Source organism: Streptomyces sp. DSM 120436 (assembly GCF_055778765.1).
Map to the genome: position 1 here is coordinate 2,793,698 of NZ_JBSKBS010000001.1, position 23,757 is coordinate 2,817,454.

The window sequence follows — 23,757 nt, forward strand, 5'->3', positions numbered from 1 at the left end:
ATTGCCAAACAAGTTGCAGCCTGCATAGCATCTGGCCACCCCATGACCCCGGCGTGTCATCCGTGAGCGCGGGGAAGCCCTGTCTGCCCGCAGGGTGAAGTGAGGGCCGCAGTCCGGTGAGTTGTGCCGAAAGGGAGTTCTCTCATGGCCATGCAGCAGTCCGAAGAACGCGCGACCCGCAACGGGATCATGGCACTGGAACAGGCCTTCTCCGGTGTTCAGCGCTGTCAGCAGGACGTGCAGACCACGTCGCACACGCTCGCCTCGAATTACGGGGGCGTGGACGGCGGCAAGTACAAGAAGCTGCTGGAGCAGTGGGACGAGCACGTCGACACCATCCTGATCAACCTGGACCGGATGGTCGACGAGCTCAACGGCACCCTCCGGGAGCACGGGCTGGTGCAGGGATCCAGCAACGACGCGATCGACGCGGAGTACTCGCGCTCCACGCAGGTGTTCGACGAGCTCAACGGCACCAACACGTCGTCGAACTGACTCCCGGCGCACCCGCCAGGCACTGCCCCTTCCCCCACTCGTCATTCCCCCGGTGAATCGAGGAATCCGATGGACTTCTCCGACGGCTACATCTACGTCGACTACAACCACGCCGAAGGCGCGGCGGACGACATGGTCAGCCAGTCCAAGGCGATCATGAGCATTCTGGCCAACCTGGAGATGGAACTGGCCGACCTCCGGAACAGCTGGATCGGTGACGACCGGGACGTCTACAGCGAGGTCCAGGCGAAGTGGGACAACGCTGTCGAGAACATCAAGAACCTGCTCGCCAACCACTCCGGTCTGCTGACCGAGATCTCCAACAACTACCGGTACACGGAGCAGAACCTGTCGCAGCGGTGGGGCGACATCAGGATCGGCAGCCGCTGACGCCGACCGGTGACGGAAGGGTGATCGCATGGCCGTCACGGTCCTCGACAGCACGTTCCTGAAGAACTTCATCAACAACCAGATCGACGACTTCCGGACGTCCCTGGAGAACATCCTCAAGGACAGCCCGACCGCCGGCCCGGCGATCTCGTTCATCGCGGACAGCATCTCGACCACGACGATCCTGTCCTCGAAGCCGCTCGTCCTCGGCCCCATGGCCGACGAGAACAGCCTGGTCGGCGGAGGATCCCTGAACAAGGTCATCCGGCAGGGCGCGGGCGAGGTCGAGCGCATCCTGGAGGACCAGACGGTCCTCTTCGAGGACCTCGAACAGGCGTTGTGGGACACGATCGACGAGCTGGCCAAGGCCCAGGGCAAGAACCTCGAGAACATCACCGCGGACGAGTTCATGGACATCTTCGAGGATGTCGACAGTGACCTCGACAATCCGGGTGGCACCGAAGAGGAAGAGTAGCGGAGTTCGGCGATGGCCAGCCCCAAGGACAACAACGACGACTACTGGAAGAAGGCAGTCGACCTGCTCACCGGCTACGTTCTGCCGGAGCGGAAGACGTTGTTCGACACCCTCAAGGGCAACGACGACATCCCGATGATCCACGTCCGGGTGGAGGACGAGGGCGGTCCGGACTATTCGTCGGGTTTCATGAACTCCGGTGGCTGGGGCACGCGCAACACCAACTACACCATTCCGTACTACCAGCCGGCCGGAAACGGCACGGACGTCTCCGAGGGCAGCTACCTCTACCAGTACCGCGTGTACATCACCTTTCTCGCCACGCCCTCGGCCGCGCCCCCGAGCGGGGAGAACGTGATCGCGAAGTTCGAGAAGACGAGCAAGGTCCTGATGGACAAGGGCGGCTCGAACAGCGAAGGCGAGAAACTCGACTGGGACACCAGCGCCCTGGTCCAGTACATCTACGGTTCCAAGGCCGCCCTCGATCAACTGACGATGTGGCCCTACTCCACCCACGGATTCGAGAACCGCGGCATCACGGTGGGCGACGGCGCCTACGTCGACCTGCTCTCCTTCACGAAGACGGCCCAGGCGTTCGACCGGGTCGTCGAGTTCTTCAAGGACAGCGCGGTCACCATCGGCAAGTGGGACAACGAGAACATCGGAGAGGGCAGCGACTCCTGGGACGGCACGTCGGCCGCCATCTTCAAGGAACTCATCCACAAGCTGGCCCGGAACTACGAGGGGTACGCCGACCAGATCGACGGCAAGGGCACCGGGGGCTCCGCGGTCACCATCGACACGGTGACGGTGACGTCCGAGCCGGCCCGGGCGCTGGCCGCGGCCCAGGCTGTCATCCTCGAACAGGCGCAGAACCTGCGCAACGCCTGGGTGGCGTGGAGGGCCGAGAGCAATCCGCAGCGCTGGCTCTACGACATGCTGCAAGAGGCCCGGTTCTTCCTCATCGACAACCAGTTCGGCAATACGGACTTCGACACGGTGTCCAGTGGTTCCGGGCCGTACACCACCTGGCACAACTACGTGGTGTCGACCGCCAAATTCCGGAACGAGATCGTCATCGAGGGGAAGCCGTACGGCAAGCCGAGCGACATGACCACGTGGAAGGCGATCGCCGACGAGGCGGTGCGCCGGTGGGAACAGTCCGTGCAGGACTGGCTCAGCACGAAGGGCGCCGAGGCCATCGTGGCCATCAACAAGGCGTTCAAGGAAGCCGAGAAGGCGTTCGACACCAGCATCACCGACAGGGACGGCCGCCCCCTCTCCGAGATCTCCGCCAAGGCGGAGGCCGACGCCGAGAAGAAGAAGGCGGAGGCCGAAGCGGCGGCTGCCAAGGCGGCAGCCGAGAAGGAGAAGGCGGAGGCGAAGGCGGCGGCAGAGAAGGAGAAGGCGGAGGCCAAGGCCGAGCGGGACCGCGAGAAGGCGGAGGCCGATAAGGAGAAGGCCGAGGCGAAGGCGGCGGCCGAGAAGGAGAAGGCGGAGGCCAAGGCCGAGCGGGACCGCGAGAAGGCGGAGGCCGATAAGGAGAAGGCCGAGGCGAAGGCGGCGGCCGAGAAGGAGAAGGCGGAGGCCAAGGCCGCGCAGGAGGCGGCCAAGGCGGCAGCCGAGCAGGAGAAGGCCGAAGCCAAGGCCGAGCAGGAGAAGGAGAAGGCCGAAGCCAAGGCCGCGCAGGAGGCGGCCAAGGCGGCAGCCGAGCAGGAGAAGGCCGAAGCCAAGGCCGAACAGGAGAAGGAGAAGGCCGAAGCCAAGGCCGAACAGGCTGCCGCCAAGGAAGCGGCGGAAAAGGAGAAGGCCGAGGCCAAGGCGGCGGCGGCCGAGCAGCAGGCGTTCGTTCTCGCGCAGAACCAGAAGGCGCAGGACGAGGCGAAGAAGGAGCGGGAACGGGCCGCGGCCCAGGCCGAAGCCGACCGCGCCGAGGCCGAGGCCGAGCAGGAGGCGGCCAAGGCGCAGGCGGAGCAGGAGAAGGCGGAGGCGAAGGCCGAGCAGGAGGCCGCGCAGGCCGAGGCCAAGCGCGAGCAGGAGGCGGCCAAGGCGCAGGCGGAGCAGGAGAAGGCGGAGGCGAAGGCCGAGCAGGAGGCCGCGCAGGCGCAGGCGAAGGCCGAGCAGGAGGCGGCCAAGGCGCAGGCGGAGCAGGAGAAGGCGGAGGCGAAGGCCGAGCAGGAGGCCGCGCAGGCCGAGGCCAAGCGCGAGCAGGAGGCGGCCAAGGCGGAGGCCGCCGCCGAGCGGGAAGCCGTCAAGCAGGACCAGGCCGACGCGCAGGCCAGGGCGGAAGCCCAGCAGGAGGAGGCCCGCCGCGAGGCTCTGCAGGAAAGGCAGCAGGCCCGGCTGGACGCCGAGAACGCCAAGGCCGAGGCGCAGGCCGACTACGAGCAGCAGAAGGCCGAGGCCCGCGCCGAGCGCGACGCCGCCCTCCAGGAGGCCGACCGCCAGGAGGCGGCGGCGCGACGGGAGTACGAGCAGGAGAAGGCCGAGGCCCAGGAACAGCGGGACCAGGCGCGCCGGGACGCCGAACAGGAACGCGCCGAGGCCCGCCAGGAGTACGAGCGGGAGATCGCCGCCGGCACCGACGAGGCAGAGGCCCGCGAGGAGTACGACCGGCGGATCGCGGAGATCGACGCCGCCGAACGGGAGGCCCTCGAACGGGCGGACGCCGCCGAGGCCGAGGCCAGGCGCGAGTACGACCGGGCGAAGGCCGACGCCCAGGCGGAACGCGAGGAGGCGCGTACCGAGGCCGAGCAGGCGCGCAAGGACGCCAAGTCCGAGTACGACCAGCGCATGCGCGACATCCAGGCCGAGTACGACCGGATCAACGCCGGTGAGAAGAACATCGACGAGCTGATCCGGCAGCGCATCGCCGACCTTCCCCAGCCCCCCGATCTCTCCGCCTACAACGGGGGCGGCTCCATGGGTTCCGTCGGCTCCGCCGGCTCCGCGTACTCCTCCGTGTTCGACGACAACCTCTACAACCAGGACGACCTCGCCTCGGCGCTCGGGCGTCCGCAGAGCGGTGACGCCCTGGCGGGCGCCTCCGCCGACGGCACCGGCACCGGCACGGGGGCGGGATCGCCGGGGATGTATCCGCCGATGACGCGCGGCGCGGGCGGCGAGGCCGGCGGCAACAGCGGCGAGCGCACCAGGACCGTCATCGAGCCCGCGGTCGGCCGCTCCGGCCGGACGGCCGCCGCGCGGACCGTCGAGGACGAGGAGCACCGCGTCGTCCCCAGGACCACGCAGACCAGCAGCAGCACGCCCTTCATGCCGCCGATGGGACCCATGGGCGGGGCGGGGGACAGGCCGCAGACGGAGAGCGGGGACCGGGAACGGACCACGTGGCTGGCCGAGGACGAGGACGTCTGGGGCACCGACGAGGGCGGCGCGCCGCAGGCCCTGGGGCGCTGAGGGAAAGGGGAGCGGGATGAGTCAGCCGATGGAGGACCGGGTGGCCCAGGCGATGGCCCACCTCAAGGCGGCGGAGGAGGCCGCGGCCTCGGCACGGGCCGAGCTGGACGCGGCGTCGGCCACCGCGCGTTCGGCGGACCGGTCGGTGCGGGTCTCCGTCGGTGCGAAGGGGGAGCTGACCAGTCTGGAGTTCCTCGACGGCAAGTACCGGACCATGGCCGCCGCCCAGCTCTCCGCGGCGGTGCTGGAGGCCGCGAACACGGCGCGGGCCGAGATGGCCCGCCGGGTCGTCGACGTGCTCGACCCGCTCACCCGGATGACCGCGCGCGGCGCCGCCCCGGAGCGGATGGGCGTCGACTGGGGGTCGGTCTTCGGCTCGCTGCTCAGCGAGACCGCCGTGCCGAAGGGACCCACGGCGATGAGCAGGCTCCGCGACGAGATCGTCGAGGACGACGAGGAACCCGCGGCCCCGCCCAGGGCGGTCCGCGCCGCGGGCGACGGACGACGGGAACGACAGGGAGGCGCGTGACCATGGCCGGCAACTACTCCGCCGACATCGAGGCGATCCTGCAGGGTTCCCGGCACCTCGCCGACGCCGTGCGCCACGGCGACGAGATGCTGCCCCGGTTCGAGACCGGCTGCGCGGAGTACGCGGGCTGGTGGGGCGAGGAGGGCGGCGACGACGAGTTCGCCAACGCGGTCGGCGAACAGGTCCGGCGCGAACAGGAACAGGTGAGGGACACGGTCCTGTCCATCACCAGCGGGTTCATGGCGCTGGTCGACGCGGTCGCCGCGGAGGCCGACCACGTGCAGCGGCCGCAGATCCAGGCGGTGGAGGACATCGAGGCACACGGCTCGGAGAGCGAGAACAGGCGCTGAATGGCCATCATGTTCCCGCCCGGGCTGCGGGAGTTCATCGAGGTCTGGGTGGGCGCGAACGTCGCCACCGGCAACGAGGACCGGGGCTTCGACAGCCGTAACCCCTACAAACGGCTGGCCGACGACGTCAGGGACCTCTCCGACGCGATGAAGGGGGCGATCTCCACCGCCGGGAACTCGCTCCCCCCGCAGATCGCCAAAGAGTTCGTCGCCGCGATGAAGCTCTTCGTCGACGACAACGGCCAGAACCACCTGCAGAAGTTCTCCGACGAACTCCGGGACCTGGGCGCCCAGCAGGTGAACCGTTCCATCAAGCTGTCCGAGGCGAAGTACCAGATCCTCATCGAGTTCATCCTGATGAACATCGAGCTGGCCCTGATCGCCGCGCTGGCGGTCTTCACCGGCGGTACGTCGCTCACCGAGATCGCCATCCAGAAGGCGCGCACCGCGCTCACCATCCTGCTGATCCTCCAGCGGCTGGGACGCGCCGTCCCCACACCGCTCTCGGTGCTGCTGGAGGCGATCCAGGAGGCGTTCGTCGCGTTCGCCTCGCAGTTGATCTCCATGACCGCGCCGGACGACCCGGAGCGCCGGCGCACCAAGTTCGACTGGACGGAGATCGGCCAGTCGGCGGTCGCCGGCGCGTTCGCGGGGCTCTTCGGAGGCATCTTCGGGGAGATCGGCGGAAGGTTCATCAACAAGTACTTCAAGAACAACAACTTCTGGAAGGAGGCCTCCGAGCTCCCGTTCAGCTTCCTCAACGAGGGGCAGGCGGAAACCTTCGCCGAGGCCTTCACCGGCCTGATCTTCCTGGGCACGTTCACCCTCAATCCCGGTACGTTCCTGAGCGCCGGCCTCAGCGGACTGATCTTCGAAGCGGCGTCCACCGGGGCGGAGTTCGGCGGGAAGTTCGTCTACAAGAACTACTTCCAGAACACCGGATCCGGCGACGTGAACGGCCTGCCGGGCGGCGGCAGCGGGAACGGCGGCACGAGCGCGGGCGGCGACCGGTACGAGGACGAGAACCGGTACGACGGCGCGTACGGCGGCGGAAGCACGCACCAGGACCTCTACGGTGACACGTACACGTCCGACGGCACGAGCGGCGGCACGTACAACGCCCCGTACACGAGCAGCGGCACGTACCGGGACGCCTACGGCGACACGTCCGGCGACACGTCCGACACGTACACGTCCGGCGGCACGCACAACGCCCCGTACACGAGCAGCGGCACGTACCGGGACGCCTACGGCGACTCCGTCCCCTCCGCCGGTGACACCAGCGACACCGCGTCGGTCCTCAGCGACACCAGCCACATCAGCGACGTCCCGTCGGTCTTCAGCGACACCAGCCACATCAGCGACGTCTCGTCGGTCTCCTCCGTCTCCTCCGTCTCCTCCTCGTCCCTCCCGGACCACGACGCGGTCCACGGCGTGGACGACAGCGCCGACGCGTACGGACTTCCCGGGGCGACGGGAACGGTCAAGCCGTCGTCCTCCACCACCTCGCCGAACACGTACGGGGATCCCTACCGGGACTCCCCGGCGGACGTCACCGACACCGCCACCGACACCGTCTTCTCCACCCTCACCCCGTCGGCGACCCGGACCCCGGGGACCGACTGGACCGGCCACACGGACGACACCCTGCCGGTCGACGGAACCGCCACCGTCGGCTCCTCCGTCCCGGATCCGCCGTCGGCCCGGACGGGCGGCAGCGACTTCACGCCGGACGGGACCGGACGACAGCGGTCCACGGACGACGACACGACCCGGTCCGCCTCCGACGGGCAACAGCAACAGCCGAACGCACAGGCGCCCCTCGCGACCTCCCCCGCGCCCACCCCGTCGACCACCGCATCCCCGGGCCACGCCTCGCCGAGCGCCACCGCGCAGTCGCGGCCCCAGACCACACCGTCCGGCGACCCGGCGGTCACCGCCGGGACGCCCGACCCGGACACGGCCGACCCGGACACGGCCGACCCGGACGGCACCCGCGCCCCCGCGCCCGAGGAGTCCGGGCAGTCCCGCCCGTCCTCCGCGGTGCCGAGGGCCGAGACCCGGACCACGTCCGACGATCCGGAGCCCTACCGGCCCGTACGCACCGAGTCCGAGGACCTGCCGGCCACCACCGGCTCCACGGCGGAGCCCGCCCCGGTCCTCTCCCGCGAGGCGCCGGCCGCCCAGCCGCTCACCGTCGACGAGACGCCGCTCAGCTCCCGGGCGCCGGACGGGATCCCGACCGGGGAGTCCTCCGCGCCCGGTTCCCCGGACTCGGTCGACATGATCATGGACTGGGAGGACGACCAGGACGCGTCCGAAACCGAGTTCGGTTCCGAGCCCGAGCCCGAGCCGGACCCGGCCGCCGGGGCGCCGTACGACCGGCTGCTGGCGGACGTGTTCGGTCCCGCGATCGGGACGAGCCACCTCCACCCCGCCCTCCGCGACACCCTCGCGCACCTCGACCAGCTCCGGCAGGCCGTCCCCGCGCTCCGCGACGGCCCGCTCGACCTGGACGCCCTGACCCGTCAGGTGCTGCTCCTGGACCCCGCCCACCCGGTGACCGACGCGCAGCGCGGCGAGCTGTTCCGGGTGGCGATGGCCCCGGAGGTGGAGTCGGCGGGCAGTCTGGCCGCCCTGGCCGCCTTCCACCTGGAACTCCGCGGCGTGCTGTCCCCCACCCAGGCGCTGACCGCCGACGACGGCGCCGTGCGGGGCCGCAACTGGACGAACGCCACGATCCCCGACCTCGACCTCACCGAGGTGGGGAAGGTGGTCCGGCAGCCCGACGGCGCCCTGGGCCGCGGCGACGTGCAGCCCGCGCCCTGGCACCGGCCCGGTGAGCCGGAGCCGTACGTCGTCATGGCGGAGGGCGACCACCGGCAGATCGTCGTACGCGGCTACGACGGCGCCCCGCGTCAGGTGCCGGTCGACGTGTTCGCCGAACTGCTGGCCCGCGACCCCCGGCTCGCCGGGCTGCCCCCGGGCACCCCCGTGGTGCTGCTCGTCCCCGGCGCCGGTGCCCGCGGCCTGGACCTGCCGCGCCGGGCGGCGGACCGGATCGGCCGGGACGTCTGGTCGGCCAACGGCGCCGTGAAGGTGTCCCCGCAGCGCGACCCGTCGCAGCCGCACGTCGTCTCCCTGCTGTTCGGGGAGGGGCTGCCGCGCGCCGACTGGATCCGCAGTACCCCCGGCCAGGTGCTCGACCCGGCGGAGCGCGAGGACGCGCCGGAGTGGGAGCGCGAGATGCTGTCGCACAGCGTCGTCGGCGACGGGGGCACGACCATCGGCAGAGGTGTGTTCGAGGACGCCGAGGCCCCGCGCCGGATCGCGGTGCTGAAGCTCGCGACGGAGTCGTCGGAGCTGTGGCACTACAACCCGGTCACCAAGGAGACGGTCAAGGACGACGAGCCGGTACCGTTCGCCGGCAAGCCGACGTACGTCTTCAGCGCCCACGCCCGGCCGGGCGCGACCCGGGTGCCGACCACGACGGACCCGAGGCACCACACCCACCAGCGGGAGACCGGCCGGATGCTCAGGCGGCGTCCGAGCCTGGCACAGCTCCCCAAGGACCACGCCGTGCTGATGGAGGCGTGCTCGAGCGCCAAGCCGCCGGGAGTGGTCCGCACCCGCAGGGGCATCGACGACACCTTCGTCCCCGACCCGCTGGCGGTCGTCAGCGAGAGCCAGCACGTCGCCAACGAGACCGGACGCACGGCGTACGGCGGCACCCACATGGTCAGCTTCGCGACGCTGCCGGACGGGAAGTTCGTCCACCGCCTCTACACGGACTCGCGGGGACGGCGCGGCCAGTGGGTGGAGCACCGGCCGGAACCCGCCGGCGACCTGCTCGACGACCGCGCCCGGGCGGCCGGCCTGCACACGGACCCCGCGCGGCCCGTCACGGACGCCGCCCGCGAGCGGACCCTGCGGCTGGTGCGCGCGCTGCGACTGGCCTTCGGGGCGGCGATCGAGGACGACAGCCGGTACGGCGACCTCCTCGCCGGGATCGGCGCGCTGGAGACCATGCGGGCGGCCGACCCGGCCCTGCGCGACCTCGGCCCGTTCTCCATGGACCTGTTCGAACGCGCGGCCCACGCCCGCCGGCCGGGTGTCACCGGTCCCGACGCCTACCGGGACCTGCTCACCGACGCCGCCGACGCCGTACGCCGCGGGCCGGACACCGTGCTGTCCGATTTCGTCGCCCTGCCCCACGTCACCGCCGCCGCACAGCGTCTTGGCGGCCTGACGGACCAGGAGCTGGACACCGAGGCCGCCCGCGTCCTGAACCTGTACGGCGGACCGGCGGCCGTCGGGGAGCCCGAACGGGCCCGGCTGTTCTGGGCGACGGCCAAGGCCCTGGAGTGGGAGAGCCGGACCCCCGACCCGGACGCCCTCACCGGCAGGGTCCTGCACCTGGACCGGCCCGACCCGGCCCGGCGGCCCGAACTGCTCGACCTGGTCGCCCGGGCGGCGGCCGTCGGCGTCGACGTGGACAACCCGACCGAGCTGGGCGCGTTCCACCTGGAGACCCTGGGCGCCCTGGCCCCCCAGACCCAGTTGCTCGACCTCAACGGCGTGCCGACCGGGCGGCGCTGGTCCCCGACCCCGCCGAACGCGGCCACGACCACGCTCACCGACCGCGTCGTCGTCGCCGCCCCGCAACCGGGCGGCGGCTACCAGCCCGTGGGCCAGGAACGCCCGCCGTGGAGCGCCCCCGGCGGAACGCCGGCCTACCTGGTGTGGGCGGGCGGCGGCCCGGACCACCTCCTCATGACCCTGCCCGGCGGCTTCCGCGCCCGGGTCCCCTACGACGAGGTCGCCGAGCTGCTGGCCCGCGATCCGGTGCTCAACACCCGGCCGCAGGACACCACGGACATCGTCCTGGCCGTCCCGAAGGCGGCCCCGGCGACATCCACCGCACCAGCCGGCGGCGGCACCCCGGACACCGATCCGCGGGCCGTCGTCAGTGCCGGGACAGGCCGTACCGTATGGGCCTCGCGGGGCAGTGTGAGCCTGGCCCCGACCGGACCGTCACGGCCGTACGTCCCCTCCCTCCTGCCCAGCGCGCCGGGGCGTCCCGCGGCGGCCGACTGGGCGGCCGTCCGGCCCGGCGCCGACGGCACCGGAGCGGACGACGTCACCTTCCCGGACCGTCACGGGAGCGAGGACCCGTCCGAGCCGCCCGCCGCCCTCGCCGACCTTCTCGATCCCGGACCGGCCGGGGGCCTCGACACTCCGTTGCCGAGCCTGGACGGTGTGCTGGAGGGCCTCGACACTCCGTTGCCGAGCCTGGACGGTGTGCTGGAGGGCCTCGACACTCCGTTGCCGAGCCTGGACGGCGTGCCGGACGGCCTCGACACCCCGTCGGCGGACCACCAGGACGACGACACGGACGGGGACCGGGCGAAGGAGCCGACCCCGGAGGAGGCCCGGCACCGGGAACTGCTGGCGGACGTCTACGGCCCCGACGTCCTGTCGAGCCCCCTGTACCCGGACATCCGCGACGGGCTCGCGCGCCTCGACCGGCTCCGCAGGACCGACCCCCTGCTGGACTCCGGCCCGCTCGACCTGGACGCCGTGGCCCGCCGGGTGCTGCTCCTGCACCCCGCCGACCCGGTGAGCAACGTGCAGCGCGGCCGGTTGCTGGGGCTGGCCACGGCACCGGAGGCACGGGCGGCGGGCGGTCTGGCCGCCCTCGCCGCGCTCCACCTCCAGCGCCAGGGCGTGCTGTCGCCCACCCACGCCCTGACCACCGGCCTCGACGGGCGCCCCCGCGGCCGCGACTGGACCCGGGGCAGGGACGGACTCGACGACCTGGACCTCACCCGTACCGGAAGGACCGGGCCCCGGGCCGACGGCGGCCTGTCCCGCGACGAGACGGGGCCCGCGCCCTGGCACCGGCCCGGCGGCCCGGACCCCTACGTCGTACGGGCGGACGGCGGCCGTGACCAGGTCGTCGTACGCGGCCACGACGGCGCCCCGCGCGAGGTCCCCCTCGACGTGTTCGCCGAACTCCTCGCCCTGGACGCCGAGCTGAGCGGGCTCCCGGCGGACGTGCCGGTGCTGCTGCTCGTCTCCGACGCCGGCGGAGGGGGCCTGGAGCTGCCGCGGCGGGCGGCGGACCGGATCGGCAGGGACGTCTGGGCGGCCAACGGGGTCGTGGACGTCGCCGAAGGCCCGGACGGGAACGCCTCCCACCCGTACGTCGTGCCCCTGCGGAGCGGCCGGGGCAGTGACCGCACCGACTGGATCCGCAGCTCCCCCGGCCTGCTGCCCGACCCCGCGGAGTCCGCCCGCGCCCCCTTCTGGGAACAGGACCTGCAGTCCCACACCATCGTCACCGATCAAGGGCCGATCGGCAGGGCCGTGTTCCGGGACGGCGAACGCGTGCGGCTGCTGCGGGGGATCCGGCACGCGGCGACGGCGACCGAGCTCTACCACATCAACCGGCAGGACGGGACCTGGACCAAGGACGACGAGCCCGTCCCGTTCGCCGGCAAGCCGGTGTACGTCTTCGCCGCGCACAGCTATCCCGGGGGGACGGCGCTGCCGACCCGGGCGAACCCCCGCCACCAGAAACGGGATCGAGCGGTGGGCGGCATGCTCAGGCGCCGTCCGAGCGTGGCGCGGCTCCCCAAGGACCACGCCATCCTGATGCAGGACTGCTTCGCCGCGACACCGCCGAGCATCACCCGCACGCGCAAACTGGTCACGGACACCTTCGTCCCCGACCCGCTGGCCGACGTCAGCCAGAGCCAGCACGCGGCCAACGAGACCGGCCGGACCGTCTACGGCGCCACCCAGGAGATCGGCTTCAAGTTCGAGGACGACGGCCGGGTCTCCCACTACATCGTCATGGATTCGCGGGGCCGGCGCGGGAAGTGGGTGGAGCACCGGCCGGAACCCGGCGACGCCGCGCTCGACGACCGCGCCCGCGCGGCGGGCCTGCACTCCGACCCGGTGGGGCCGGCTTCGGAGGAGGTCCGCGAGCGGACGCTGCGGCTGGTGCGCGCGCTGCGGCAGACGTTCGGGGTGGCGATCGAGGACGACAGCCGCTACGGCGAACTCCTCGCGGGCATCGGCGCGCTGGAGTCCCTGCGCGCCGCCGACCCGGTGCTGCGCGCCGCCGTTCCGTTCAGCCTGGACCTGTTCGAGCGCGCGGCCCGCGAGATCCGGGCGACGGAGCACGGCGACCCGGACGGCGACCTGGGCCCCGACGCCTACCGGGACCTGCTGGCCAGGGCCGCCGACACCGTGCGCCGGGACCCCGGAGCCGTGCTCACCGACCTCGTGACCCTGCCGCACGTGATCACGGTGGCGGAAGGACTGGACGGCCTCACGGACGAGGAGGTGAACGAAGAGGCGGCCCGGTTCCTGGGGCTCGACCCGGACCAGCTGGTCATCGGGGCGCCCGAGCGGGCCCGGTTCTTCTGGGCGACCGTGAAGGCCCTGGAGTGGGAGAGCGGGACGCCCGACCCGGTCGCCCTCACCGGCAGGGTGCTGCACCTGGACCGGCCCGATCCGTCCCGGCTGCCCGACCTCCTGGACCTGGTGGCGCAGGCGGCGGCCGTCGGCGTCGACGTGGACGACCCGGTCGCGCTGGGCGCGTTCCACCTGGAGACCCTGGGCGCCCTCACGCCGGACACCCTGCTGTTCGACGGCTCGGGCGCCCCGGCCGGCCGGAGCTGGACACCGGGCCCCCCGGGTGCGGCGGTGGACGTCAAGTCCGCCCTCGTCATGGCGGCGACCCCGGACGGCGGCCACCGTCCGCTGCGCCAGGCGAGGATGCCGTGGACCACCGACACCGCCAAGCCCGCCCCGTACCTGGTGCGGGGCGAGGCCGGGCCGGACCACCTCACCATGGAGCTGCCCGGCGGACTCCGCGTCGCGGTCCCCTACGAGGAGGTCGCCGAACTGCTCGCGGTGGACCCGGCGCTGAACGACTTCCCGCGCACGGCCGACATCGTCCTCGCCTCCACGACCGCGACCCAGGCCCCGACGGACCCGCAGGCCACCGACCGGCGGGCCCTCGTCGGCGCCGGGACCGGCCGCGGGGTGTGGACCTCACCGGGGCCCGTGGGCCTGCTCGCCCAGAGCGACCCGTCGAAGCCGCACGTCCTCTCCCTGCTTCCCAAGGCGGACGGCCGGCGCCAGCAGGCCGACGACTGGTCGGCCGTCCGGCAGGCCCCCGCGTCCCCGGCGGACACCCGCCTGTCACCCACCACGGCCACGACCGGGAACGGAACCGCCACTCCTCCCGGCCCGCCGCCGCCCCCGGAGCCGGATCCGCCGTCTCCGAACGCCCCGCGCCTCGACCCCGCCATGGAGCCCCCGCCGGTACGCCGCACCCCGGCCCGGTTCGAGGACGGCAGGCGGATGCCCGCGTACGTCGACGACCTCCGGTCGCTGCTGCCGTCCGACCTGACCCCCGCCGAGCTCGAACAACTCCTCGCCAGCCCGAGCACGTTCGGCCAGAGCACGGTCGTCCTGCGGGGCTACGAACAGGCCCTGGACGCCATCGGCCGGGAACTGGGGAGCCGGCCGAACGCCCGGCCCGAGGACGGCGCACGACTGCTGGACGACGTCCGGCAGACGCTCCGGGACAAGCCGAAGACGCTGGCGGACGGCAAGGGGCGCCCCTTCCCGTACGTCAACGCGGACGGGAAGAAGCGCGTCCTGTGGGTCAGAGCGCGTCACTACGGCAACTGGACCCCGTTCGACGACGGCGTCGGCGACTCGACGAAGATCGACAGCATGCACCGGGCGGCCGCGGCCTTCGGGCTGACCAAGAACATGCAGGCCAACTCCCAGTACGGCCTCGGCGGGCCGATCGGCCCGGCGGGCAGCGCGGCGTTCGGCGGCTTCGGCCGGATCGCCGTGCGGTTCGGCTTCATCGACAAGGTCGGCTACGCCCTCACCGACCAGCGCATGAACCAGATGGAGACCCGGACGCTGGACAAGTCGCGGGCGTACCTGGACGACATCCACTACGAGATGCGCGTCACGGACGCCGCCGGACAGGACATCACGGGCACCGACACCCGTACGGACAAGACCGAGAGCAGCACCGACACCGGGACCACGACCGGGACCGGCACCAGGACCGGCACCGGGGCCGAACCGGCCCCGCCCGCCCGGTTCGCCTTCGGCATCCGGGGCGGCCTGCGCGTGCGCCTGCCCGACAGCGTGACCAAGATCCCGGAGCCGGGCCGGATCCCCCGGACGATGACCCTGGACCGCGACTCCCAGTACCGCTTCGTCCGCATCGAGGGCTTCGGCCCCGTCGCGGCGATCCGTGACTGGGCGGCCGCCCGGATCGGAGCCCTGCCCGGCACTTCGGCCTACACCGAGCTGGACAGCTTCTTCTCCGGCGACAGCTTCCAGCGGCACGGCGGCACGATGGCGCGCGGCCGCATCACCACCCCGCAGCTGTTCGCCGACGACAAGAAGAAGTCACCGCTGGGCGCCTTCGTGGTGGAGGAACTGATCCCGATGTCGGCGGTGCTCGTCGGGGAGACCGACCAGGCCGAGATGCGGGACGTCAACACCTCGACGGTCCGCAGCGAACGGAGCCGGGCCCACGGCAGGAGCCTGCTGCTGCAGGCCGTCGCCGGACCCGCCTTCAACTTCCACGACCCCGGCACGGCCCCCTTCGACCTGCGGCTCCAGCTCGGACCGACCCTCCAGGCCTCGTTCGCGAAGACCTGGTCGATGGGGCTCGGCGCGGCCGGCACCCTGAAGTCCGCCGGACAGGTGAAGGGCCCCAGGACCGCCCTCTACCTGGTCGTGAAGTCGGTGCGGGTGCGACGGTCCGGTGACAACACACCGCCGACGCGCTTCCTCACCTGGAGCCTGGACCGGATGACCAGCTCCGAGGCGCGGCGGCTGGCCGGATGGGACGACGGGACCACGTTCGCCCTGCGCAACGGCGTCGCCCCGCCGTTCGTGCCCGCCTACCTGACCGTGGACCGGCCGCGCACCCTGGGCATGCACCGGGTGAAGGAGTTCGCCTTCGACGACGGCCGGCGCACCCGTGTCACACCGGACGCGGCGGACGGCATCGGCCGCACCCTGCTGGACGCGTTCGCCGACGGCTTGGTCGACGCCATCTCGAACCTGCGCCAAGGCCTGGTGGTGCCCCTCGACCAGCTGCTGCCGCCGAACCTGCCGAAGGGCTGGCGCGCCCGCCTGGGCGACCTGCTCACACGCGATCCCGACCGGGTGCTCCAGGCCGCCCAGAGCCTTCCCGTGCCGCCCCGGTGGACCGACCCCGTCAAGTACCGGATCGCGCTCCAGAACACCCTGCAGGTCCTCGGCGTGCTGTCCCAGCAGAACGTCACCGCGACCCTGGAGGGGCTGACCACGGTCGGCCTGCCGATCAGACTCACCGATCCCGACTCCGTCGGACAGACCTACTACACCGTCCGGGTCCACGGGACGCTGACCGGACGGCGGTACGAGGGCAGGGACGACAGCGAGGGCATGCGCTTCAGCGCCCAGGGCGTCGACCGGATCGACGGCCAGACGAGCGCGAAACGCGGCCTGGACCTGGGCTTCGAGGGCGCCTTCTCGGGCCGTGACAACAACGTCGACGACCTCGCAGGCCTGCCCCGGAACACGCTCGGGCTGACCCTGGGCGCACGCGGGGGCTGGCAGTGGGAGACGGAGACCGGCTTCGGCTCGACCGTCACCAACGAGCCGATGTCGGTGAGCAACCAGCCCACCCATCTGTACCGCTACGACCTGTCCCTCACCGCGGCCATGAGCGGCTATTGGCGGCCCCGCGGCCTGATCCGCGGTCTCGGCCTCGGGCTGCCGGGCCTGCTGGTCCTGGACGAGCCGGTCAACGTGCTCTTCGGCCGGACGCCGCTGGGCCACCTGCGGGGCGGCGGTCCGAGGACCGGGCAGGTGCTCATCGGCGTCCCCGTCCAGCACACCCCCGACGCGGACCCGCACGCGGCCGGGGCGCCCAACCCCTACCTGTCCGACGAGCCCGCCCCCGCGCACATGACCACCGAGGGGGCCCTCGCCCTGGCGAGGGGCGACCTCGTGCTGCCCGCGGACCCCGGCGCGAACCGGCCCGCCGGACGGCTCGCCGACCGCGGGACGGAGCAGTTCAAGGCCTTCCGGCAGCATCCGTTCGTCATCGTGAACATGGTGGTGTCGCCCGTCCTCCTCGCGGAGGTGGACCGGGTCCTGGGGGAGGCGTCGGGCAACGCCTGGCAGCTGACGAAGGAGGGCGCCGCCACCCGGGACGCGATCGTCCGCTCCTTCACCCCCCAGTCCATGGCGTCGGGATTCGACCAGAGCTCGGGACCGCTGGGCCTGGTGGGCAGCGGCCTGCTGGGCAAGGGGCCGTACGGCGAGCTGTGGGGGACCTTCCGGTACGCCACGGCGGTCGGGAACCTGCGGGCTCTCACCCCGTCGGTGTCCATGGACACCGAGATGACGCTCGGCGGGACCCGTCAGGCGGCCGGAAAGATCAGCACCAGCACCGGCTTCGTCTTCGGCGGCCAGCTCGTCTACTCCGTCGCCCAGAACCCGGGGCACGGCCTCATGGGCGCGTACGGCCTCGTCGCCAACCCCGTGTCGACGTCCCACGCGCAGAGCCGCAGCGTCGTGCGCACGGTCGTCGCGGACATGAACCGCAAGGGGTTCACCCACCAGGTGCTGGTCGCCGGCGACGTGCAGCACTGGTTCGCGCTGTTCACCAGCCGGCTGGGCACGGGCCGGACCGGAACGGCCGCGGCGGCCAGGACCTTCGTGCCGAGCCTCTTCGCCGGAGCGGCGGGGACCGCGCTGACCAGCCAGGGCGGACTGCTGGGGCACCTGCCGGAGAAGAGCGCCCACCGGATGGGACTGATCGACGACGGCATGGGCGACGTCCCCCGCTACACGGACCAGCTCTGGGCGCCGCAGCCCTGGATGCGCGGCACCGCCTTCGGCACGTACGCGGTGAACCCGCTGGACCCCACCGACGCACTGCTCGCGTTCGACAGGCGGATCGGGGAACTGGGGCTCGACGACGAGAGCCGGGAGCGGATCCGGCAGCTGGTGACGGCCCGCGCCACGCGGGCGCTGAAGGGGGAGATGACGACCACCGCCCCGTCGACGCTGGTCAAGGCCGGAGGCTGGGGCTGGGACAGCATCCGGATCGGCAGCCGGCAGGTGCGGGCGCGCGTCGAGCTGATCCCCGGGACGCCGGTGTTCGAGGGACTCGACCACAGCGCGGAGCTGGAGGAGAACCGGCGGGCCATCGAGACCGCCCAGGAGAACTCGGAGGCCTCCTCCGGGGCGGACCTGGGCCTGCTGACCAGCCAGCTGGTGTACACCGGCAACACGCAGGTCCCGGCCGCCGGACCCACGTACACCGAGGGCGGCTCGAACCGGAAGACGGTCTCGTCCAGTCACACGGTCACCACCGTCACGATCTACCGGGCGGCGTCCACCGAACCGCACGCGGAGATCGTCACCCCGTACCGGATGCGCATCACCCTGGAGGCCGACGACACCCCGAACACCGGCGCACCGGCAGAGGCGGAGCCGGCGGAGGCGAAGTCCACGGTCCTCGCCCGCTTCCGGGGCCGGCTGCGCATCGTCGAGGAGGGCGACGTCGGCGAGCTGCGCGAGCACGTGCCGCTCAGCCTGATGGAGCCGGTGCGGCCGCGGGAGGACGAGGGGACCGGCCGGCTGCTGCCCGCGCCCGACCCGGCGGCCGACCCCGCCCTGGCCGGCCCGCCCCGGCCGATACCCCTTTCCAGGGCGGTGGAGGAACTGAAGGTCCGGGACGGGGACGGCGTCGTACGGTCGTTCACCTTCCCCGAGAACGGCATGCACCCCCGCGGGATCATCGGCACCGAGAACATCCGCACGGCCGGCGAGCTCCTCCTCACGAAGGCGTACGACGCCGGCTTCCCCCTCCAGAGGCTGGAGGCCGGGGACGGCTCCGGCGCCACCGCCCTCACCGAACTCCTCCGCAGGACCAGGGAGACCGGGCTGACCCGCCTCGGTACCGGCTCGGCGCAGGCGCTGGAGGACGGCACCAGCTCCACGGCGGTCACGGCGTTCTTCCCGCGCACCACCGAGCCGGGCGGCTACCAGGTGGCGGGGCTGACCGAGAAGTCCCTCCTGGGCACCGACACCGGACAGCTGTCACTGCGCTCGGCACCCGACTTCAGCCGCGCGCGGCTGCTGACGGTCGCCGACGGCAAGAAGCTGGAGGTGCTCAGACGGTACGGGGACAACACCGGCACGTCGTCGTCCGTCGAGCACAGCCAGTCCTCGAGCCTCGGCGGAGGCTTCCTGTACGACTCTCCCCACAACGCCGGACTCAACCAGATCGGAGCCTTCGGCCCCGGCCCCAACGACCTCGACGGCGACGGCATGCCGGTCGGGGACGACCACCTGACCTCGCGCAACCTCAAGCCCACGACGGGCCGGTCCTTCCTCTTCGCCGTCCCGGCCACCTGGATCGGCGTCGGCGACGTGCACCGCAACATCCTGGACTCGAAGCTCGCGAACCGGGTCCGGGCCGGGACTCTCGCCAAGGCCAGGCCGGGTCCGCAGGCGATGAGGTCCGAGGCGTACGTCGTCACCTGGATCCGGGAGGACGTCGCCCGCGATCTGCGGATCATCACCGACGCGAACTTCCCCCCGCGCGTCTCGAAGGCGTGGGACGCGGTCGGGAAGGCGAGCAAGGCGTGGGTCGAGGCCGACAAGGCCTACTGGAAGAAGCGGCGCGCCTCCGGCGGGCTGCGCGCGGACCTCGACGCCGCGCAGGCCGCTCTCGACAAGGCCGTCCGGGTCGCCCGCGCGGCCGTGCGCCCGGTCGACCTGGCCCGGGCCGACGTCGATGCCGCGGACACCGCCCTGTCGCAGGCCGAGACCGACGCGCGCCGCGACCACGACCTCGCGGACGGGTCCGTGGCCGCCGCGCAGGCCGAGGTCGACGCGTTCGCCGAGAACGCGTACGGCTCCGCGCCCGAGCACGACGGCTGGGCGGAGGTCCTGCGGGAGGAGGAGGACGCCGCCCTGGCCCGCCTGGCCGACGCGCAGGAGGCCGCCGGGAAACTGCGGGAGGCGGCCGATCTGCGGCTGGAGGCCGCCCGCGCCGAGAAGGCGGCGGCCGACGCGCGGCTCGAGGCGGCCCTGCTGTCCGCGAGAGGACCCGGCCGGGAGCTCGACGAAGCCACCACCCGCCGGGACGCGGCACGCGACGCCCTCGAGACCCGGCGTGCCGAGCTGGACGCGCTCAGGGACACGGCGGAGAAGGCCGCGGCGGAGTACCACCGGGTACGGTCCGGGGCGGACCAGCTCACCCGCTGGCACCGGCTCGCGGCCACCGAAGAGGGCCGCGAGGAACTGGACGGTCTCGCCGAGCCGCCCGAGGTGACCTACCAGGCCCCGCCCGAGGCGCCCGGGGCCAAGCCCCCGGCCCCGCCCCGCTACACCAGGACGACCGAGGGGCCGGGCACCGTCCTCACGTCCCCCACGAGCGAGACGTACACGCTCCAGGACGTGCCGAGGGACGGCGACGCCTTCTTCCACGCGCTCGCCCGGAGCCTCGAACACGTCGCCCCGGGGCTGCTGGCCGCACAGGGCATCGACCTCGCCGACCCGCGGGCGACGTCCGGGATGCGCCGGAGGATGGCCTCCTGGCTCACCGACCACGCCGACGAGGACCTGCTGGCCGCCGTCGCCCCCGACCACACCGACGCCTTCAGCGCGGAGGAGATCGCCGCGGCGGGCCTGGACCTCGGGACGGACACCCCCGCGCGCCGTGAGTTCGACGGCCTGGGCGGTCTGATCCCGCACATCGCCGACCTGACCCCCGAGGTACGGGCCAACCTGGCGATCACCCAGCTCCTCCGACGGGGTGACGCCCCGTCGGAGGCCGGCTGGAACCACGGCGCGGCGGACCTGCTCCCGCTGCTCGCCGCCCGCACCTTCGGCGTGCGCGTCACGGTGGTCGGGAGCGACGGCGGCTTCCAGGACTTCGCCCCCGAGGATCCGGCGGGACTCGGGAACCTCGAGGGACTCGTCGGCGCGTCCCCCCACTCCGGCGCACACGTGGTCCTGAGCCTCGACGACCGCCACTACCAACCGGCCCTGCCGACCGACCCGGAGCCGCCTGCGCCGGAGCTGAAGCCGGGGCCGAGGCCGGAGTTGAAGCCGCCTGCGCCGGAGCTGAAGCCGGGGCCGGGGCCGGAGTTGAAGCCGCCTGCGCCGGAGCTGAAGCCGGGGCCGGGGCCGGAGTCGGAGCCGCCTGCGCCGGAGCTGAAGCCGGGGCCGGGGCCGGAGTCGGAGCCGCCTGCGCCGGAGCTGAAGCCGGGGCCGGGGCCGGAGTTGAAGCCGCCTGCGCCGGAGCTGAAGCCGGGGCCGGGGCCGGAGTTGAAGCCGCCTGCGCCGGAGCTGAAGCCGGGGCCGGGGCCGGAGTCGAAGCCGCCTGCGCCGGAGCTGAAGCCGGGGCCGGGGCCGGAGTCGAAGCCGCCTGCGCCGGAGCCGGAGCCGGAACCGCCCCGAGGGGACGGCAAGAAGGGCACCGCGCCGGAGAGCGACAGCGGTCGGGCGAGGGGGCGCCGGGTGCCGGTGCCCGGCACGGGGGAGTGCCTTCTGTACTCCTTAGTGGCCGGCGACCCCGTGCACGTCCGCAGCCGTCTGGGCGGTCTCGCCGCCACCGACCGCGCCGCGTACGACTGGCTCGGGGACCCCGACGCGGTCCGCGCCGACCTGCGCCGGCAGGCCGGGTCCGGCACCGTGGCCGGCCCGTCGCGGACCGTGCTCCGTGCCATGCGGTCCTACGTCGAGGACTACGTGCGCCGCAGCGCGGGGCGGCTGCACCCGCAGATCGTCGGCCAGTTCCGGCAGACGGTCGCCGACGCCTTCGCCGCACGGGTCCGGGGAATGAACCGGGCCGAGATGCTCTCCCTCCTCGCTCACCACGGCGTCCGGCAGGTCCCCGTCCCCGAGGCCCTCGACCCCGCCGGTCTGCTGAGGCGGTACGTCGACGCCCGCATGGCGTCGGGCCCCGCCGACCCGGGCGTCTCCCCGCAGGACGCCCGGACCGTACTGGAAGCGGAGGCCGAGGACCTGGGTCCGCGCCAACTGTTCGAGTACCTCAGGCAGCACGATCTGCTGCCGGCGCCCCGTGACCTCGACGACACCGCACTGGGCCGGCTGCTCACCACCGCCTACACACAGAGCGCCGCACCGCTGGACGACACGGAACTGCCCGCGCTCCTGGACGCCGTCGTCCACTGGGAGGACAGCTGGGGGACGCCGGAGGGGGAGGCCTTCCTGCCCCTTGCCGCGCACGCGTTCGACCTTCGGGTCGACGTGGTGCGGCGGTTCCCGACGGGCGCCCGACGGATCAGCAGTGCCGGCCCCGACAACGCCACGCGGCAGACGGAGGTCTACTACAACGGCGTCGACCACTACGACGGCAGCGACGCCGATCCCCGCGACCGGTTCGGCGACCCGGTCCTCCCGAAGCGGATCAAGGACGAGGAACGCGACCAGGACGGCGACGTCCGGCTCAACCCCCTGTGGGTGCCGCTGGACGAGGTCGATCCCGACCTGCTGATCACCGGCAACCGGGACGCGGTGTGGCTGTACACGGTCACCGATGACGGGCGGGTGATCCTCGGCACGGAGGACCTGAGCGGGATCGTCACGCCGGAGCAGTTCGACGCGCTGCTGGCGGGCATGCGGGAGAAGGACCCCGGTCTGACGGCGGAGGCGCTGCGCGGGACGCTGGACGGACTGGGCCACACCGGCATCGCCGCCGGTTTCGTCGACGGCGGCGGGGAGACGGCCGGCCGGACGCTGCCGGGCCGCAGCCGGGTGTCCGGCGAGTTCCGCTGGAGCGAGAAGCTGCGTTCCTGGGTGGTGAACGACAAGTCGGGCCGCTACATGAGCGAGTCGGTCCGGCCGGGGCTGGACGCCGCGGAGGCCGCCGACTGGCTGACCAACGTGGCGGCCCTGTTCAGCGACCGGCTGGGCGTCGTGGTCCGGACCGACCAGGTGAAGACCGCCGCGGCCGCCCCCCCGCCCCCGCCCCCGCCTCCGCCCCCGCCTCCGCCTCCGCCCCTGCCGGAGCCCCCGCAGACGCGGACGGCGGCACTGGGCCCCGACGGGCACGACCCGGCCCCCCGGCCGGGACCCGGTGCCGGGGACGACGTCCTCGATGCCGAGGAGGTCCTGCGCGGCGACGGTGTCCAGGCCGAGGGCACGGCGACGCCGGACGACGGCGGCCCCGCCGGGCCCGCCCCGGAGCCTCCCCCGTCCCGCTCCCGGGTCGCCTTCGAGCACCGCCACCGGGACATCGCCGACGTGGACCAGCGCCGGCAACTCGTCGGCCTGGCCGAGCAGATGGTGCTGTCCGGCCTGCGGGACCTCACGACCGGCGACGGCACCCCGCTCCAGGAGCCGCCCCCCGAGGAGGCCCGGCGCCGGTGGATCGCCGGCCAGGTGGGCGCGGACGACCTGCCCGGCGACCCGCCGGGGTTCACCGGGTCCGAGACCGTCACCCTGGACGAACTGAGGGACGCGGGCATCGGGATCACCCCCGGCATGGACGTCGAGGCGCAACTCGGCGGAGGCGTGCGGGGCGGCGGACTGGCACCGCTCGACCAGGTGCGGCTGCTGCTGGCCCGCCCCGGCCCGTGGCCGGACGCCCTCGACGCCGTCGCGGCCACGGTGTCGCGCCGGATCTGGCGCTCGGCGTTCACCGACTTCGAGAACGCGTTCCCGGACACGGACGCCGCCCGGGTGTGGGACACGGCCCTCGGGCTGCTCCTGCCGGGCGACCCGGACTCCGTGCTCGCGGAGTGGCGGTACGCCGCGGAGGCGTACCGCGACGCGGTGCGCCGGCTCGCCGGCCTGCTGGCGGCGGAAGGGACGGACCCCCGGACGCTCGCGCGTCTCGCCGCCGAGTTCCGGGAGATCCTCGGACTGCCACCCCTCGGGAAAGTGAAGACGGGCGAATGAGATGGGTGAGCGGATCGGGGCGGCGGCGCCCCCACCCGCCCCCGCCGCTCCACGGGCTCTTCGCAGCCGCCGGCGCCGGCCCGGCCCTGCTCGCGGTCGTCCTGCCGGCG

At 73.0% G+C, this 23,757-nt stretch carries 7 protein-coding genes; all 7 read left to right on the forward strand.

Annotation, left to right across the window (positions count from 1 at the left end):
- Positions 1–144: 144 nt before the first annotated feature.
- Complete coding sequence (locus ACWH4W_RS12840) at positions 145–495, forward strand: hypothetical protein (RefSeq protein WP_473075872.1); 351 nt, start codon at positions 145–147, stop codon at positions 493–495.
- Between the two features lie 69 nt (positions 496–564).
- On the forward strand, positions 565–885 hold the full coding sequence (locus ACWH4W_RS12845) for a WXG100 family type VII secretion target (protein WP_473075873.1): 321 nt from the start codon (positions 565–567) through the stop codon (positions 883–885).
- Positions 886–913: 28 nt separating this feature from the next.
- Positions 914–1,360 carry a type VII secretion system-associated protein gene (locus ACWH4W_RS12850; RefSeq protein WP_290010160.1) on the forward strand — a complete coding sequence of 149 codons (447 nt, stop codon included), beginning with the start codon at positions 914–916 and terminating at the stop codon, positions 1,358–1,360.
- A 12-nt stretch (positions 1,361–1,372) separates the two neighbouring features.
- Entirely contained in the window at positions 1,373–4,777 is a 3,405-nt protein-coding gene (locus ACWH4W_RS12855; protein ID WP_473075874.1) for an AAWKG family protein, read from the forward strand.
- Positions 4,778–4,793: 16 nt separating this feature from the next.
- The gene (locus ACWH4W_RS12860) at positions 4,794–5,306 is read left to right on the forward strand and encodes a YbaB/EbfC family nucleoid-associated protein (RefSeq protein ID WP_290010157.1); all 513 of its coding nucleotides are present in this window, start codon (positions 4,794–4,796) and stop codon (positions 5,304–5,306) included.
- 2 nt (positions 5,307–5,308) lie between these two features.
- Positions 5,309–5,656, forward strand: coding sequence for a hypothetical protein (locus ACWH4W_RS12865; RefSeq protein WP_473075875.1), 348 nt, complete (start codon positions 5,309–5,311; stop codon positions 5,654–5,656).
- Positions 5,657–23,647 carry a lonely Cys domain-containing protein gene (locus ACWH4W_RS12870; RefSeq protein ID WP_473075876.1) on the forward strand — a complete coding sequence of 5,997 codons (17,991 nt, stop codon included), beginning with the start codon at positions 5,657–5,659 and terminating at the stop codon, positions 23,645–23,647.
- Positions 23,648–23,757 lie beyond the last annotated feature (110 nt).